Raw genomic sequence first — 15,180 nt, forward strand, 5'->3', positions numbered from 1 at the left:
CGGATGATTACTTAAGTCGAAACTAAGCTATCCGGTGATAACGTGTCAACATGTCGATCGGTGCAGCTGAACCACGTACCCGCAGGATGAGCGCACCGGAACGTCGCGCGTTGGTCCTTGCCGCGGCAACGCGAGCTTTCGCAAAGGGTGGATACTCGGGGACCAGTACGGACGCCGTCGCCAAGGAAGCCGGTGTCTCGCAGCCCTACGTCGTGCGTATGTTCGGAACCAAGGCAGATTTGTTCCACGCAGTGTTCACGCGCGCGCTCGACGAAATCGTCCGCACCTTCAACGACAAATTGGATACGGTCACGATCGATCCGAGCAATCCGCAGTTCTGGGCCGAACTCGGATCCGCCTACGGCGAGCTGGTTCTCGACCGAGATCTACTGCTTGTCATGTTGCACGGCTTCGCCACCAGCACCGATGATGTCGCCGCCGTCTCCTCGGAACGCCATGTCCGGCATCTACACCTTGCTGCGCGAGCGCACCGGTTGCACACCCGAGCAAGCGCGTTTGTTCATCGCGAACGGGATGCTGATCAACAATCTGCTCGCAATGATGGCGCCCGAACACGCCGAAGAAGATCCAGCCCTCGGCGAGCTCTGGGGCAGCGTCTTCAGCGACTCGACTGCGATCACGCTCACCGGCGACGAATCCTCGAGCGAAACCGACACCGATTCCTGACCGGTCACTGGGAAAAACTACACACATGTGACTGAGGACACCCTACAGTCGATCCGACATGTCTCCGGGAAACCCAGACGAAAAGGACCGACGTTGGATCTCGCACAACGCCTCGACGCGCTCGAACAGATCGAGGAAATCAAGAAGCTCAAGCACGGCTACTGGCGAGCATGTGATGCCAAGGATCCAGTTGGGTTCCGCAACAGCTTCATCCGTTCCGGAGCGTCGATCGACTACGGCCGCCTCGGCGCCTTCGACGACGCGGGGCCGATGGCGGACATCTTCGAGAAGATCGCTCTTCGCAAGGTCGACGGCCGGTACGCGGTCCTCGACATGCATCACGGATTGCATCCCGACATCACACTGACCTCGGAGACGTCGGCGGTGGGGCGATGGGCTCTGCAGTTCCGCCAGATCGACACCGTCGGGCGCACCGAGAAGTTGATGACCGGCGAATACGACGACAAGTACGTGATCGAGGACGGTATGTGGAAAATGAGTCAATGCCATTTCACGGAGACGTGGTCGATCACCACTCCCCTTTCCCCGGACGCTGACATCGCCGAGGGTTCGTTGGGTGGGCCGCGATGACGACGAACGGAAAAGTTGCGCTCGTAACCGGTGCCAGCCGGAGCGTCGGCAAGGGCATTGCCCTCGCGCTGGGAAGCGACGGATGGACGGTGTACGTGACGGCCCGAGGAACCGTCGGCGACGACGGCCCACTCGATCGCACCGCAGCCGAGATCACCGAGCGCGGTGGTCACGGCATTGCCGTGCAGTGCGATCACGCCGACGATCAACAGATCGTCGACCTGTTTGCACGCATCGCCGAGGAACAGTCAGGCCGCCTCGATCTTCTGGTCAACAACGTCTGGGCAAACCCGGCGGGTTATGCAGGCTTCGCCGATCCGTTCTGGAAGAGGCCGATCGACGATTGGGATTCGCTGATCGGAATCGGACTGCGCGCCCACTACGTTGCTTCGGTGGAAGCGGCGAAGTTGATGGTTCCCCGGGGCAGTGGAGTGATCGGCAACATCTCGTCGTTCGGCACCCGCGGGTACCTGCACTCTGTGCTGTACGGGATGTCGAAGGCAGGTTTGGACAAGATGGCCGCGGACATGGCTGTCGAATTGAAGGGGACCGGCGTCACCGCACTTTCCTTCTGGCTCGGGTTGATCCGCAACGAGCGGATGGAGGCGAGTGGGATCGAGAGCTTCGAAGGCTTCTCACTGGCCGAGGCCGAAACCCCGGAATTCGTCGGCCAAGTCATCACTGCATTGGCCAACGATCCAGAAGTGAACGCGCGCAGCGGTCACACACTGATCACCGCCGAGACGGCCGTCGAGTACGGAATCACCGACGCCAACGGGAAACAACCGGCGTCACACCGCAGTGCCTTCGGTGGCGGCCCGCTTTTCTGATTCATCAGTAGCAGTGGTCGCGTCGCGTGCCGGCACAGCACGCGGCGCTGCCACTCGCGCCTTCAGGGCAAGCCAGGCACACCCGATGACGACGACACCGCCGGCCACGATCGAGGGTGACAACGTCTCACCGAGTATCAGCGCCGACCAGGCAATGCTGAGCACCGGTTGAACCAACTGTGTTTGGCTCACAGTGGAAATGGGACCGATCGCCAGACCCCGGTACCAAGGAAAGAACCCGAGAAACATACTCACGCATCCCAGGTAGGCAAACGAAAGCCACGAATTCACATCGGCAGAGACCGGAGCCTGGGCCATGGACGCCACCGTCAACGCAATCGTGACCGGCAGTCCGAGAATCAATGCCCAGGCAATCGTCTGCCACGACCCGATCTCGCGGGCCAGCAACGCACCTTCCGAATATGCCAGCGCTGCACACACCACCGCGGCGAACAGAAGAAGATCAGCGAGATGAAACGAGCCGAGTCCGCCGTTTGCAATCGCCACGAACCCTACGACCGATACCGCGCCGGCGGCGCTTGCCCACCAGAATCCCTTACTGGGACGCTCTTTTCCTCGGACGACGGCAAATACCGCGGTCGCAGCGGGGAGTAGCCCGATCACGACTGCCGCGTGACTCGCCGGCGATGTCTGCAACGCAAACGTGGTGAACAGTGAAAACCCCAGTACCGCACCAACAGTCACGAGTGCGATGCGAAACCACTGCCGAAGCGTCGGAAGCGTCGCGCGAGTAACCGACAGCATCACAATCGCAAGGGCCCCGGCAACGACAGCGCGGCCCGCACCGACGAACAGGGGGTCGAGATCCGCGACGGCGACCCTCGTGAGCGGAACGGTGAACGAGAACGCCAGCACACCGAGCAAGCCCCACCACAAACCGGATCGAGACGATGGCATCGGTAGCGGTTCCTGCGGCGCGACGATAGCGCTACTCTTCATACTCATGTTTTACGATAGCAGTAGCACGCCAACCAGCGAAACTGGTATTTCAGATGCGCACCCGTGTGCAGGAGATCGAAATTGCTCCGAGCAGTCCGACGAGCGCGAAAGCGTAGAAGCCCCACGGCACGGCGTAACCCGCACCCAGGAGGACTCCGCCCAGGATCGGGCCACAGATCGCACCGACCCGGCCGACACCTGCCGACCATCCGAGCGCGGTCGCGCGAATCTGAGGTGGGTGATTGGCGCTCGTGAAGGCGTAGACCAGTACCTGCGCACTGAATACGAAGCATCCGGCGAGGAAGACCATCACGTAGATTCCGAACGACACCTTCACACTCAGAAGCGCCAGGAACAGTGCAGCTCCGGCGAACCACACGATGGCTGCAGTCCGCGGGCCGATCTTGTTCGCGACGCCCCCGGCGATCAACAGCCCGACGACGGCGCCGGCATTGAGGATCAGAAGGAACGTCAACGACGCCCCGAGGTTGTAACCGGCCTCACGCATGATCGTCGGAAGCCACGTGTTCAATCCGTAGACGAGCAGCAAGCCCATGAAACTGGTGATCCAGATGGCGATGCTGTTGCGCAGGAACTTCGAAGAGAACAGTGCGCGAACGGGATTGGCGGCTTCGGCGCGCTCAACTTCGGACGTGGGCGCAATCTCGAGTTCGACTCCGTAACGGGCAGCGATTTCCTCGGCTTCGGCACGCTTTCCGTGAGCGAGAAGGTACGACGGGGATTCCGGCAGATACCGCAACATGAGTGGAATCAGGGCGACGGCAGGAAGTGCGCCGACAACGAACATCGCTCGCCAACCGAAAGGTTCGATCACGACGAGCGCCAGCGCTGCGGTGGCAACGGCGCCGACGTGGTAGCCGGTCATCAGCATGGTCGACGCAGATCCACCGCCTTGTTTCTTCGAGAATTCGTTGACCAGAGCCAATGCCGTCGGTAGGGCGCCACCCAGCCCCACACCGGCAAAGAAGCGCAGCAGCCCGAAGATGAACGGATTGGGCGCAATTGCGCACAACAGAGTCAGAATCGAGAATGCGGCAACGGCGTACAGCAGCGCGCGGCGTCGACCGATGACGTCAGTGAGAGTGCCGATGACGAGGGCGCCGATGGTCATGCCGATGAGCCCGAAGGTCGAGATCATCGTAATCGTGCCGGTACTCAAACCCCACGCGTCGTAGTCGAGAAGCGAAGGAATGACCGCGCCGAGTACGACCAGGTCGAATCCGTCCAGAAGCACAGCGATCCAACACAACGGTGCTACCCACATTGCGGCACGCGCCCCAGGCGAACCGGTGATTGAACTCGACTGCGTATGTGCGGTCATCGGATCCTCGACATTCACTGCTTGTGGGCGTTCGCGACCGGTTGGGATCCAGTAGATCGGATCGAAACGTGTTCGCATTGCGAACGCCTGTTCATAATGAGCACATCGATTGTGTACGGAGTCACAACGCCATGTCAAACGTCGCGGTAATCTCGAGGAATGGCACTCTCCGAAAATGAGCGTGAACAGTTCCTGGCCGAACCCCACATCGGGGCGCTGTCCGTGGCGGACGGCACCGAGCGCGGTCCGTTGACCGTCCCGATCTGGTACCTGTACTCACCCGGTGGCAAACCATGGATCCTCACGGGCAAGGATTCGCGAAAGGCACGACTCATCGAGTCGGCCGGGCATTTCTCGTTGATGGCCGAAAGGCTCGATCCGACAATCCGTTACGTCAGCGTCAGCGGATCCGTCGACAAGATCGTTCCGGGCACCGACGAGATGCTGGTCGAAGTCTCGCGGCGTTACCTGGCTCCGGACAAGGTCGACGGGTATCTCGAATTCGCGCGATCGCAGTTGGGCGAACAGGTAGCGATCTACATGAATCCGCAGCACTGGCTGTCTGCGGATCTCGGGGCGATCTGACAATTCTCAGAAAAGCGAAGGCTCGGCGCGCCGGAGTGGCGCGCCGAGCCTGACCTGCATGTGGAGGGCTCTATGTCAGCTCTCGGTGAAGAAACGCACCCGATTGAGTCGATGACCGCTCGCCTCGAAGCCGAACAATGCGATGGCCGGTTCCCCGCACACGATGACGCTCGCCGTCACGGTGCGACCGGCAACCAGCATCTTGCTCTTCGTCACGCCGGTGAGCAGAGCGTTGACATCAGCGTTGGACAACTGCGTCCCCGCCGGAAGCTCGACGGGTACCGGCGGCGTTCGGCCGACAGCGGCCGCATCGAGGAACCGCGACGCTGCCTTCTTGCCTTTGTCTCCGACGCCGAAGATGCCGCGCGAGAACCCGAGCGCCCCGCCGATCCCCTGGTTCGAGAGCAACTGCGGCGTCAACTTCGCGGCCGCCTTCACCCCCGCCACACCAGCAGTCGCGAGCTGGCTCAACATCGTCGCCAATTCCCAATGCGCGTAGAGGGTTCCGATCCGCAAGGAATCGGGCTCCCCCACCAAGTCGTAGCGCAAGTGCATCGGAACGTCGAGAACGACTCCGGTCGACATCTCGGTAGCGAGGCTCAGATCGCGCCACACCGTCCGGCCGCACACGATGTCGCGCTCGACATGGAAGGTGATCGAATTGGGGGCGATGAACGTGTCGTAGAAACTCTCGATCGCCGCCTGACCGTTGTGCGGACGTGAACCTACAGGGTCGTTGACCTGTCCGTCGCCGGCAAACAGGGCCACCCAGGTCGAGCGGTCATGCGCGCCGACGGCTTTCGGGGATCCCTCCACGACGGCCATCAACTGCTCGCGCGTCACCGGCGCGGTCATGCGCGCATCTCGTATGCACCGTCGTACGCCTTGACCTGCTGCCACACCCGGTCGAAGCGTTCACTGTCGACAACAGGCTTCCGCACCGCGGCCAGGGCCCACTTCTGCTGCTCGGGTGTCGACGACGGCTTTCCGTGCAGCGCGATCGCGTATCCCGAGAAGTCACGAATCTGGAAGTCGAAGATCTGATCGACAACGTCGGCGTCGAGCCCGCTGATCTCGGCCTGTTCGAGAATCAGATGACCGTAGACGACGAGAGAGAACAGGTGCCCGACGTTGAGCATGAAATCGAGATCCTTCTGCTGCTGCGCGTCCGGCGCTGCAGCAGTGAGCAATTCGGTGAGCGCGATCGCCTGCTCGTAAAAACGGGCGACGTTCGGAATCGAAGAGTGCTTCTCGTAGACGGGCTTCCACTCGTGGAACTGAATCTTCGCAGCGCCGCGGGTAGGCCCCTGGTTCCAGAAGAACTCGTCGTCGGCGGCGTCGTCGCGCGTGACGATCTCCGGGAACTGCGCCGAGTTGAACAGATAGTTCGGCAAGAACTTGAGAATCAGGCCGACGTTGACGTGGACGGTGCCCTCGAGCTTGGGCAGCGTGCCGATCATCTGCGCTGCCTCGCGGAAGTACGTTGACTTCTCGTATCCCTTGGCTGCGATCACATCGTGCAGCAACCCGACCACCTTCTCACCTTCGGAGGTGACCTTGGCCTTGGTCATGGGATTGAACAGCAGGTAGCGACGGTCCTCGAGGCTGGCGCTGCGGAAGTAGTCGACCGCCCGCGCACTGAACTGCTTCATCGCGATCAGACGTGAGTACGCGTCGACGAAGGCGGCGCGAACGTGGGCAAAATCCGTGACGGGATTGCCGTACAGAATTCGATTCTGCGCGTGAGTTATTGCCTCGAAGAACGCATGCTCGGTGATGCCGATGGAGCCGGTGCAGAGGTTGAACTTTCCGACGTTGACCGTGTTGAGCGCGGCCTCGAATGCGGCGACGCCGGTGTGCAGAATGTCTTCCTCGCGCACCGGGTAATCGTCGAGGCGGAAATTGCTGACATACATCTGCCCGCGCAGGACGTTGTCCACGAGCTGATAGTTCGGATGTGCACTGTCGGCGACAAAGAACACGTAGCCTTCGGGGCCCTCGACGTCGGTACGACGCCCGAACACAGACACCATTCCGGCTACGTTGCCGTTTCCGATGTAGTACTTCTCGCCGCTCGCGCGGAAGGCGACGTCGCCGTCGGTGGGAGTGAGGAGCATGTCGGTGGAGTACACGTCGGCGCCGTGGTCGCGCTCGGACAGCCCGAACGCCATGACACCACCGTCGGCAAGTTCCTGCGCTGCACGCTTCTTCGCAGCGTCGTTGTCACTCATCCAGATCGGTCCGAGTCCGAGGATCGTGACCTGCCAGGCGTACCAGTAAGCGAGTCCGTAAAAACCGAAGATCTCACTCAAGGCCGCGTTGCGGGCACCGTCCCAACGACGGTTCTCGTCACCGTCGGCGAATGCCGCCGGAGTCTGGAACGTCGCGAACAACTTCTCCTTGCCGACGAATTCGAGAAAGTCGGAGACCCACACGGCGTCGAGGTCGTCCTGAAGCAGTTGCTTCTTACCGCGGCTCTCGAACCATTCGATGGTGGCTCGCAGCAAACGGCGGGTCTCCGGATCGAACTGAGCGGGGTCGTAAGTATGGGGGTTGAAGAGCAATCCATCGGTGCCAGACACGTCATTACCTTTCGTCGATGACGCTAAACTACCAGCGGGTAACTTTCCGCGGTGCGATTCATGGAAGACCTGCGATTCTTCGCGAATGCCACAGGTCCATCGGATTCCACGTGCCCGCCCGAGCACGCGTGATCGGGTAGCACGCCAACCCGAGCAACAACGCAGACATGTGGCCGATGGCGGTGAAATTGGTGGCGAAAATCAGAGGTACACCATAGAAGAGCAGCAACCCCGCGAGATAGACGTATCGCCACGGATCGACGATGCGGTACACCAGAATCCCCATGATGCCGGCCAGACCGTAGCTCACACCCACGTCGAGAGTGTTGACCGCCGACTCCGCCACGTATCCGTGCCGAATACCTTCGTACAGAACACCTTCGCTGATGTACGTGGCTCCGACGTGGGCGATGACGACAACACACAGCCACCGCCACGTCCCGAGCCAACGCTCAGCCGTTGCATGAAAGATGGTGAAGAGAACCAGGTATCCCAACCAACCGCCACCTTCGAGCCAGAAGGCACTCGAGAACAGGACTCGCAGCGGGTCTTCGGCCAGGTGATGCAGATTGGTCGAGCGCTTGCCGAGAAAACGCTCCTCGACATTGTCGGGCAGATGCCGAAGGAAGAGCGTGGTGAACAGCAGGGCCAGCAACCAGACGTAGGTACCGGGAGCACTGCGCACCCATCGCCATGCCGCCTTTGCTGCCCCCAGCATCCTCACCGCTTCGAGTCTGCGCTCACTCGTTCACTACTGCAACGGCAAACCCGTCCCATCCCTTCGAACCCACGGTTTGAATGGCGGTGCCGTCGAGTTTCGGCTCGGCCGCGATCATCTCCAACACCGCTCGACTCGCTTTGACGCGCTCGTCGTCGATATCCGGGTTGGACACATGTCCCCCACGCACCACGTTGTCCACGATGATGACGGTTCCGGGATGCGAAAGGGCCAACGCCCACCGCACGTACTCGGTGTTGTTCTCCTTGTCGGCGTCGATGAAGACCAAGTCGAAAGGTCCCAACTCTTCCTTCGCGATCGACGGGAGGCTGTCGAGCGCGGCCCCGACGCGGATGTCGACACGGTCAGCCAGTTCGGCGCGATCGATATTTGCCCGAGCGACATCCGCATGGGTGGGATCGAATTCCAGCGTGATGACCTGGCCCGAGGGACCGACCGCGCTAGCGAGCCAGATCGTGCTGTATCCGCCGAGCGTTCCGATCTCGAGAACATTGCGCGCCAAGCACATTCGCGCCAGAAGGTTGAGGAGCTTGCCCTGGTTCGGCGCCACGTCGATGGGCGGGAGACCTGCCTCGGAATTGGCGGCGAGTGCCGCGTCGAGAACCGGATCTTCACCTACCAACGTGGAAACGAGATAGCCGTCGACTTCTGCCCAATCCGGTTCGCGTTCCATAGCCACGATTGTGGCAGAAAAGAAGGGCCGCCGCAGACACCTCGGAAGGTGACTGCGGCGGCCCGGACAGCTATTCGAATCAGCCGCGAACTGCGCTGATGATCTCCTCGATCGCCGAGTCGGCGTCGATCTCACGGCTCTCGCCAGTGAAGCGGTCGCGAATTTCGACCTTGCCGTCGGCCCAACCGCGTCCGACGACAACGATCAGCGGAACGCCGATCAGCTCGGAGTCCTTGAACTTCACGCCCGGCGATGCCTTGCGGTCGTCGAGGATTACTTCGAGTCCGGCACGGTCGAGTTGCGCGGCGAGGCCTTCGGCGCCTTCGCGCGCGGTCTCGTCCTTGTTCGCGATGACGAGGTAGACGTCGGCCGGTGAAACCTCGGCAGGCCAGCGCAGGCCCTTTTCGTCGTGATGCTGCTCGGCAATGACGGCCACCAGACGCGAGACGCCGACGCCGTACGACCCCATGGTCGGGCGGACGGGCTTGCCGTTCTCGGCGAGGACATCGACGGTGAAGACGTCGGTGTACTTACGGCCGAGCTGGAAGACGTGCCCGATCTCGATACCGCGAGCCGAGACCAGCGTGCCGGCTCCATCCGGAGAGGCGTCACCGTCACGAACCTCGGCGGCTTCGATGGTTCCGTCGGGGGTGAAGTCCCGACCGGCAACGAGGCCGACCACGTGCTTGCCGTCTTCGTCGGCGCCGGTGATCCAGCTGGTGCCGTCGACGACACGCGGGTCGACAAGGTAGCGAACGCCGTTGGCCTGCAGCGCCTTCGGGCCGATATAACCCTTGGCCAGGAACGGGTTGTTCTTGAAGTCGGTCTCGGTGATCATCACGAACTCGGCCGGCTCCAGCGAAGCCTCGAGGCGCTTTTCGTCGACCTCACGGTCGCCGGGGATGCCGATACCGAGCAGTTCCCACTCGCCGCCGGGCAGGCGGGTCTTGACCATGATGTTCTTGAGAGTGTCGGCGGCGGTGACGGTACGGCCGAGATCAGCGCGGTTCGCCCAGTCCACCAGGGTGTCGATGGTGGGTGTGTTCGCGGTGTCGTACACCTTGGCTTCGGGCAGCCCGTCGAACGGAATCGAATCGGGAACAACAGTCTTGACGGCCTCGACGTTGGCGGCGTAGCCGGATTCGAGGCAGCGGACGTAGGTGTCTTCGCCGATCTCGCTCTCGGCAAGGAACTCCTCGGACGCGCTGCCGCCCATCGCACCGGAGGTGGCCGAGACGATGACGTACTTGACGCCCAGACGCGTGAAGATCTTCTCGTAGGCGCCGCGATGCGCCTGGTACGACTCCGTCAGGCCTTCGTCGGTCAGGTCGAAGGAGTAGGAATCCTTCATGAGGAACTCGCGGCCACGCAGAATGCCGGCACGCGGACGCTCTTCGTCGCGGTACTTGGTCTGCACCTGGTACAGGGTGACCGGGAAGTCCTTGTAGGAGTTGTACTCACCCTTGACCGTCAGAGCAAAGAGCTCCTCGTGGGTCGGGCCGAGCATGTAGTCGTTGCCCTTGCGGTCCTTGAGGCGGAACAGGTTGGGGCCGTACTCGGTCCAGCGGTTCGACGCTTCGTAGGGATCGCGCGGGAGCAGCGCAGGCAGCAGGATTTCCTGTCCGCCAATTGCATTCATTTCTTCACGAACGACACGCTCTACCTCGCGCAGCACCCGCAATCCCAGCGGCAACCACGAGTAGACGCCTGGAGCGATACGACGCACGTAGCCGGCACGAACCAGCAGTTTGTGGCTGGCAACTTCGGCGTCCGAGGGATCGTCACGCAGGGTACGCAGGAACAGGTGGGACAGACGGGTAATCACGAGGTGTAAGGATAGTCGCCGCAGTCGGCCGAGCGGGCCTCGGTACGGTTACAGCGTGCTTGTACTGCTGCCTCCCTCAGAAACCAAGTCCGACGGCGGCAAGGATGCGCCCCTCGATCTGGCCGAACTGTCGATGCCCCAGTTGACCGAAACGCGCGAATTGCTGGTTCAGACGCTGGTCGATCTGGCCGCTGACGTCGAGGCGTCATGCGAAGCGCTCGGGCTCGGCCCGACGCAAGCAGACGAAGTGGAGCGCAATGCCAAGCTGTGGGTGTCCGCGACGCGGCCCGCACTGCAGCGCTACACCGGCGTGCTCTTCGACGCCCTCGACGCAAAGTCGTTCACCCGCGCCCAGAAGGCCAAGGCTCTCGATCGGATCGCGATCGGCTCCGCTCTGTTCGGTGCAGTCCGTGCGGGAGATCTGATCCCCGCCTACCGCCTTTCCGGCGGGTCCAAGCTGCCCGGGATGGGCACGCTCCGCTCACTGTGGAAGCCGGAGTTGCCGAAGGCCTTGGCGGCCGAAGCCGACGGCCTTGTCATCGATCTACGGTCCGGCACCTACCAAGACCTCGGACCGGTTCCAGACGCACTGATCGCAACGGTCCTCACCGAGAAGCCGGACGGCACCCGCACTGTCGTCAGTCACTTCAACAAGCACCACAAGGGTCTGCTCGCCCGTGCGCTGGTGGTCTCGCGTGCCGAACCGACCGACATCAAGGGTGTCGCGCGGGTGGCGTCGAAGGCCGGCCTGCGGGTGGAAATCGCGTCGGAGCGTGAACTGATCATCCTGACGGATTGATGGCTTCGTCTGTCAAGTGCCGCAGAAGGTTTGGAACGTCTCGCTGAAAGACCGCGGAGCCGCCTCGGTGTAGTCAGCCCACTCGTCGCGTCGGTCGAATGGATGCGTGACAACCTCCAGCAGCTTCTCGAATGGAGCGAGGTCGCCGTCGGTCGCGGCGCGCAGGGCAGCGTCGAGCCGATGATTACGCGGAATGTACAGCGGGTTGACGCGATCCATCGCGCTCGCGGTCTCCGCGGCCCCTTGTCCGTTTTCGGTCAGGGCTCCCTGCCACCGCTGCAACCAGGGCGCGATGTGCTCCCGTGGCACGAGTTGGTCGAGAGGCGCCGAATTTCCGCGCAATTCGTCTGCGAGTGCGCGGAAACTGCCTGTCCAATCAGCTCCGTGTTCCGCCAACAACGTCAGCAGATCGTCGACGAGCGCCCGATCGACAAACGGCTGGGCCAGACCGATCTTTGCCGCGAGACCGGCCGCATAGTGTCCCTCGTAGCGCTCGTCGAAGGTCTCGAGAACTGCCGACGCCGCGGAAATCGCATTGTCGGGTGCGGAATCGATCAGCGGCAACAGTGTTTCTGCCAAGCGCGCCAGATTCCACTTCAGTACAGCGGGCTGATTGCCGAACGCATAGCGGCCCCCGTGGTCGATCGAGCTGAACACTGCCGCCGGATCGAATGCGTCGAGGAAGGCGCACGGACCGTAATCGATGGTCTCTCCCGAAATTGTGGTGTTGTCGGTGTTCATGACCCCGTGCACGAAACCGATGAGCATCCACCTCGCCACCAGTGACGCCTGCGCCTCGACGACCGCCTCGAGGAACCTCAGATAGCGATTGTGTGTACCCGTTGACGGAAGTTCGGTCAGCTCCGGGTAGTGCCGGGCGATCGCGTAGTCGGTGAGCGGCTGCAAGACCTCGCCCTGCCGGGCCGCGAACTCGAAGGTCCCAACGCGTAGGTGACTCGACGCGATCCGTGCAAGCACGGCACCGGGTTCTGCGCCGTTGCGGCGAACGTCTCGGCCCGTCGCCACCACCGACAGCGCGCGCGTAGTGGGTACACCGAGGGCATTCATCGCCTCGCTGACGAGATATTCGCGCAGCATCGGCCCTATGACCGCATACCCGTCGCCGCCCCGAGAGAACGGTGTGCGCCCGGAGCCTTTCAGATGCAAGTCCACTCGCTGCCCGGCACTGCTGACGAGTTCGCCGAGTAACAACGCCCGACCGTCTCCGAGAATTGGTGCATACCCACCGAACTGATGACCCGCATACGCCATCGCCACCGGTGTGGCCCCGACCGGCACCGTCGACCCGGACAGGACGCCGATCCCGTCCACACTTCGCAGCGCTGCTACGTCCAATCTCAACGACGCAGCCAGCTGCTCGTTCACCACGAGCAACTGCGGGTCAGGGGCGGCAGCACCTTGCCACGGCACCGTCAGAGCGCCGAGTTCGTCGGCGAACGTGCTCTCGAGGCCGGCCACGATGGTGACCGTGTCTGCTGTGGATTCCTGGAATGCGGCCATCACACGAGAGTAGTCACCGTGCGACAACCTATCGATCAGCCCTGATCGATGTACGACTCGAGCTGATCGCGTTCGCTCTTGAGCTCGTCGATGCGGCTCTTCACCACGTCACCGATACTGACGATGCCGAGGAGGTTGCCGTCCTCGATCACCGGCAGATGCCGGATTCGACGCTCGGTCATGATCGCGGCAATGCTGTCCACTGCGTCTGCCGGAACGCACGTGTACATCAGAGCGGTCATGACCTCGGAAACCTGGATCCCGAGAAGGTCCGGGCCACGCTCGTGCAGGCGTCGAACGACATCGCGTTCGGAAATGATGCCGACCACCGCATCGTCGTCGACCACCACCATGGCTCCGATGTTGTGGCGGGCAAGATCGCACAGCAGCCCGTTGACCGTCGTGTGGGCGTCGATCGTGACGATGCTGTTGCCCTTGTTTCGCAATATGTCCGCGATCCGCATCACGGCACCCCGATCCGTCGAGACTCTCGGCACGTCCTGCAACGATCGTATCGGCTAGCGAAGCGGAAAAACAGGACTGATCAGGCGATTCCCTGAGCTGCCTTCTCCGCAGCCTGAGCCTGGGCTACCTGAGAAGGTGTGAACCTGATGCACAGCGCCGCGATACCGGCGAACACGGCGCAGACCGCGCAGCCCACAAGTGCGAAGGTGTACCCCTCTCCGAGTGCGATCAATTGCGCCGGATTCATGTCCGCTGCCTTGCCCGAAGTGCCGCCGAGCGAGAGCGTCTTGGACGTCGCCATTGCACCGATCACCGACAGCGCCAATGGTCCACCGAGCGTCTGGGCAACTTGGGAGATTGCGGTCAGCGGGCCGATCTCGGTCTCCGGGACACCGGCGATCGCGCACAGTGGCAAGGGCACCATCGCGAGGCCGATACCGAATCCGATCCCGATCACGGGCACGAACAAGTTGGCCAGGTAGGTGGAGTCGGAATCGAGAGTAGAGCCGTAGAGGAGTCCGACGATCATGATCACGACGCCGGTGAGGACCAGCCAGCGGGGTTGAACCTTCACGGCGAGCTTGGAAGCAACCGACGCGGCGGCGCCCAATCCGAACGCGAACGGAATGAACGCGATACCGGCACGCAACGGCGAATACTGCATGATGTCCTGCACGAACAGTGCGACGAAGGCCGTCATGCTGAACATCGCGCCACCGACGAAGAAGATGGCGAGGAACGTCGCGACACGGTTGCGATCGGCGAACAACGAGAAGGGCAAGAGCGGGTTGTCTGCAGTTCGCTCGACAAAGAGGAAGGCGGCGAGGGCGACCAATCCGGCCGCCAATGCACCGATGACGGCGATGCTCCCCCATCCCATTTCCGGGCCTTCGGTGAGAGCAAAAACAACACCGGTACAACCGAGGGTCGCGAGGATCGCGCCGGGGACATCCAAAGCCAGACGCGTCTGATTCGTCTCGCGAAGGGCGCGGAACGCCATGCCGACGAGCGCGATGCCGATCGGGACGTTGATGAGGAAGATCAGACGCCACGACACCTCGGTCAATGCGCCGCCGATGATCAGACCGGCGATCGATCCGACGCCCGTCATGGCGGCAAAAATTGCGATGGCCTGATTACGAGCCGGACCCGCGGCGAAAGTCGTGGCAACAAGGGCGAAGGCAGTGGGCGACGCCACGGCTGCGCCGACACCTTGAAGCGCCCGCGCTGCGATCAACATGCCCTCGTTCAGGGCGAGTCCACAGAGCAACGACGCCACCGTGAACAGCGAGACTCCCGCGATGAACATCTTCTTGCGTCCGAACGCGTCGCCGAGCCGACCACCGAGGAGCATGAGCCCACCAAACGCAAGCGCGTAGGAGGTCAACACCCAGTTGCGGCCGCTGTCGCTCAGCCCGAGGTCGGCCTGCAATGGCGCCAGAGCGAGGTTCGCGACAGTACCGTCGAGCACCACCATCATCTGCAAACCACTCAGGACGATGATGGCAAGCCCGATGACTCGAGTCGCTACCGGGGCATTCGCCGAAGCGGTTTCAGATGTTGGGGAGTCAGACACAAGAC

General features: G+C 62.3%; 14 protein-coding genes and 1 pseudogene. 5 read left to right on the forward strand and 10 right to left on the reverse strand.

Features of this window, described 5'->3' with window-relative positions:
• Positions 1-50: 50 nt before the first annotated feature.
• The 3 genes and pseudogenes from ABIE52_RS09310 (at position 51) to ABIE52_RS09320 (ending at position 2,108) form a co-directional block, all read left to right on the forward strand.
• Positions 51-687 (forward strand): annotated as a pseudogene (locus ABIE52_RS09310) (TetR/AcrR family transcriptional regulator).
• 93 nt (positions 688-780) lie between these two features.
• Complete coding sequence (locus tag ABIE52_RS09315; RefSeq protein ID WP_007735030.1) at positions 781-1,278, forward strand: nuclear transport factor 2 family protein; 498 nt, start codon at positions 781-783, stop codon at positions 1,276-1,278.
• Positions 1,275-2,108 (forward strand): SDR family NAD(P)-dependent oxidoreductase, encoded by an 834-nt coding sequence (locus ABIE52_RS09320; RefSeq protein WP_003942723.1) that lies wholly within the window; start codon positions 1,275-1,277, stop codon positions 2,106-2,108. The genes ABIE52_RS09315 and ABIE52_RS09320 overlap by 4 nt, the downstream gene beginning before the upstream one ends.
• Here ABIE52_RS09320 and ABIE52_RS09325 read toward each other — a convergent pair.
• The gene (locus ABIE52_RS09325) at positions 2,070-3,026 is read right to left on the reverse strand and encodes a DMT family transporter (RefSeq protein ID WP_030535619.1); all 957 of its coding nucleotides are present in this window, start codon (positions 3,024-3,026) and stop codon (positions 2,070-2,072) included. The genes ABIE52_RS09320 and ABIE52_RS09325 overlap by 39 nt on opposite strands.
• Before the next feature lie 91 nt (positions 3,027-3,117).
• Positions 3,118-4,410: an MFS transporter gene (locus ABIE52_RS09330; RefSeq protein ID WP_030535620.1), complete on the reverse strand. Its 1,293-nt coding sequence runs from the start codon at positions 4,408-4,410 to the stop codon at positions 3,118-3,120.
• 159 nt (positions 4,411-4,569) lie between these two features.
• Between ABIE52_RS09330 and ABIE52_RS09335 the strand changes: the two genes are divergently transcribed.
• Positions 4,570-4,995 carry a pyridoxamine 5'-phosphate oxidase family protein gene (locus ABIE52_RS09335; RefSeq protein WP_003942732.1) on the forward strand — a complete coding sequence of 142 codons (426 nt, stop codon included), beginning with the start codon at positions 4,570-4,572 and terminating at the stop codon, positions 4,993-4,995.
• A gap of 75 nt (positions 4,996-5,070) precedes the next feature.
• Here ABIE52_RS09335 and ABIE52_RS09340 read toward each other — a convergent pair whose 3' ends face one another.
• From ABIE52_RS09340 to ABIE52_RS09360, 5 genes are all read right to left on the reverse strand, one after another.
• Positions 5,071-5,850, reverse strand: coding sequence for a nuclear transport factor 2 family protein (locus ABIE52_RS09340; protein WP_030535621.1), 780 nt, complete (start codon positions 5,848-5,850; stop codon positions 5,071-5,073).
• A complete protein-coding gene (locus ABIE52_RS09345) occupies positions 5,847-7,577 on the reverse strand; it encodes an acyl-CoA dehydrogenase family protein (protein ID WP_007735018.1) in 1,731 nt (576 codons plus the stop codon). Before ABIE52_RS09345 ends, ABIE52_RS09340 begins: the two co-directional genes overlap by 4 nt.
• A gap of 58 nt (positions 7,578-7,635) precedes the next feature.
• Entirely contained in the window at positions 7,636-8,295 is a 660-nt protein-coding gene (locus tag ABIE52_RS09350) for a rhomboid-like protein (protein ID WP_021343988.1), read from the reverse strand.
• A gap of 22 nt (positions 8,296-8,317) precedes the next feature.
• Positions 8,318-8,989, reverse strand: coding sequence for an O-methyltransferase (locus ABIE52_RS09355; RefSeq protein WP_192712500.1), 672 nt, complete (start codon positions 8,987-8,989; stop codon positions 8,318-8,320).
• Between the two features lie 79 nt (positions 8,990-9,068).
• A complete protein-coding gene (locus ABIE52_RS09360) occupies positions 9,069-10,814 on the reverse strand; it encodes a proline--tRNA ligase (RefSeq protein ID WP_030535623.1) in 1,746 nt (581 codons plus the stop codon).
• 55 nt (positions 10,815-10,869) lie between these two features.
• On the opposite strand from ABIE52_RS09360, the gene yaaA reads away from it, so the two are divergent.
• A complete protein-coding gene (gene yaaA, locus ABIE52_RS09365; RefSeq protein WP_007735009.1) occupies positions 10,870-11,613 on the forward strand; it encodes a peroxide stress protein YaaA in 744 nt (247 codons plus the stop codon).
• Positions 11,614-11,625: 12 nt separating this feature from the next.
• Here the strand turns inward: yaaA and ABIE52_RS09370 are convergent, their stop codons facing one another.
• The 3 genes from ABIE52_RS09370 to ABIE52_RS09380 form a co-directional block, all read right to left on the reverse strand.
• Positions 11,626-13,134, reverse strand: a complete 1,509-nt coding sequence (locus ABIE52_RS09370) for a protein adenylyltransferase SelO (RefSeq protein ID WP_030535624.1) — start codon at positions 13,132-13,134, stop codon at positions 11,626-11,628.
• A gap of 35 nt (positions 13,135-13,169) precedes the next feature.
• Positions 13,170-13,598 (reverse strand): CBS domain-containing protein, encoded by a 429-nt coding sequence (locus ABIE52_RS09375; protein ID WP_007735005.1) that lies wholly within the window; start codon positions 13,596-13,598, stop codon positions 13,170-13,172.
• Between the two features lie 80 nt (positions 13,599-13,678).
• Positions 13,679-15,175, reverse strand: a complete 1,497-nt coding sequence (locus ABIE52_RS09380) for an MFS transporter (RefSeq protein ID WP_003942680.1) — start codon at positions 15,173-15,175, stop codon at positions 13,679-13,681.
• Positions 15,176-15,180: the final 5 nt, after the last annotated feature.

It is taken from the genome of Rhodococcus sp. OAS809, from assembly GCF_040546695.1.
Taxonomy (GTDB): Bacteria; Actinomycetota; Actinomycetes; order Mycobacteriales; family Mycobacteriaceae; genus Rhodococcus_F; species Rhodococcus_F qingshengii.

What these genes read in the sequence shown, in the direction of transcription:
- ABIE52_RS09325 (WP_030535619.1), bottom strand. Translation starts at nt 3,026, where the DNA reads ATGCCATCGTCTCGATCCGGTTTGTGGTGGGGCTTGCTCGGTGTGCTG.
- ABIE52_RS09375 (WP_007735005.1), bottom strand. Translation starts at nt 13,598, where the DNA reads ATGCGGATCGCGGACATATTGCGAAACAAGGGCAACAGCATCGTCACG.
- ABIE52_RS09330 (WP_030535620.1), bottom strand. Translation starts at nt 4,410, where the DNA reads ATGACCGCACATACGCAGTCGAGTTCAATCACCGGTTCGCCTGGGGCG.
- ABIE52_RS09320 (WP_003942723.1), top strand. Translation starts at nt 1,275, where the DNA reads ATGACGACGAACGGAAAAGTTGCGCTCGTAACCGGTGCCAGCCGGAGC.
- ABIE52_RS09350 (WP_021343988.1), bottom strand. Translation starts at nt 8,295, where the DNA reads ATGCTGGGGGCAGCAAAGGCGGCATGGCGATGGGTGCGCAGTGCTCCC.
- ABIE52_RS09370 (WP_030535624.1), bottom strand. Translation starts at nt 13,134, where the DNA reads ATGGCCGCATTCCAGGAATCCACAGCAGACACGGTCACCATCGTGGCC.
- ABIE52_RS09335 (WP_003942732.1), top strand. Translation starts at nt 4,570, where the DNA reads ATGGCACTCTCCGAAAATGAGCGTGAACAGTTCCTGGCCGAACCCCAC.
- ABIE52_RS09340 (WP_030535621.1), bottom strand. Translation starts at nt 5,850, where the DNA reads ATGACCGCGCCGGTGACGCGCGAGCAGTTGATGGCCGTCGTGGAGGGA.
- ABIE52_RS09355 (WP_192712500.1), bottom strand. Translation starts at nt 8,989, where the DNA reads ATGGAACGCGAACCGGATTGGGCAGAAGTCGACGGCTATCTCGTTTCC.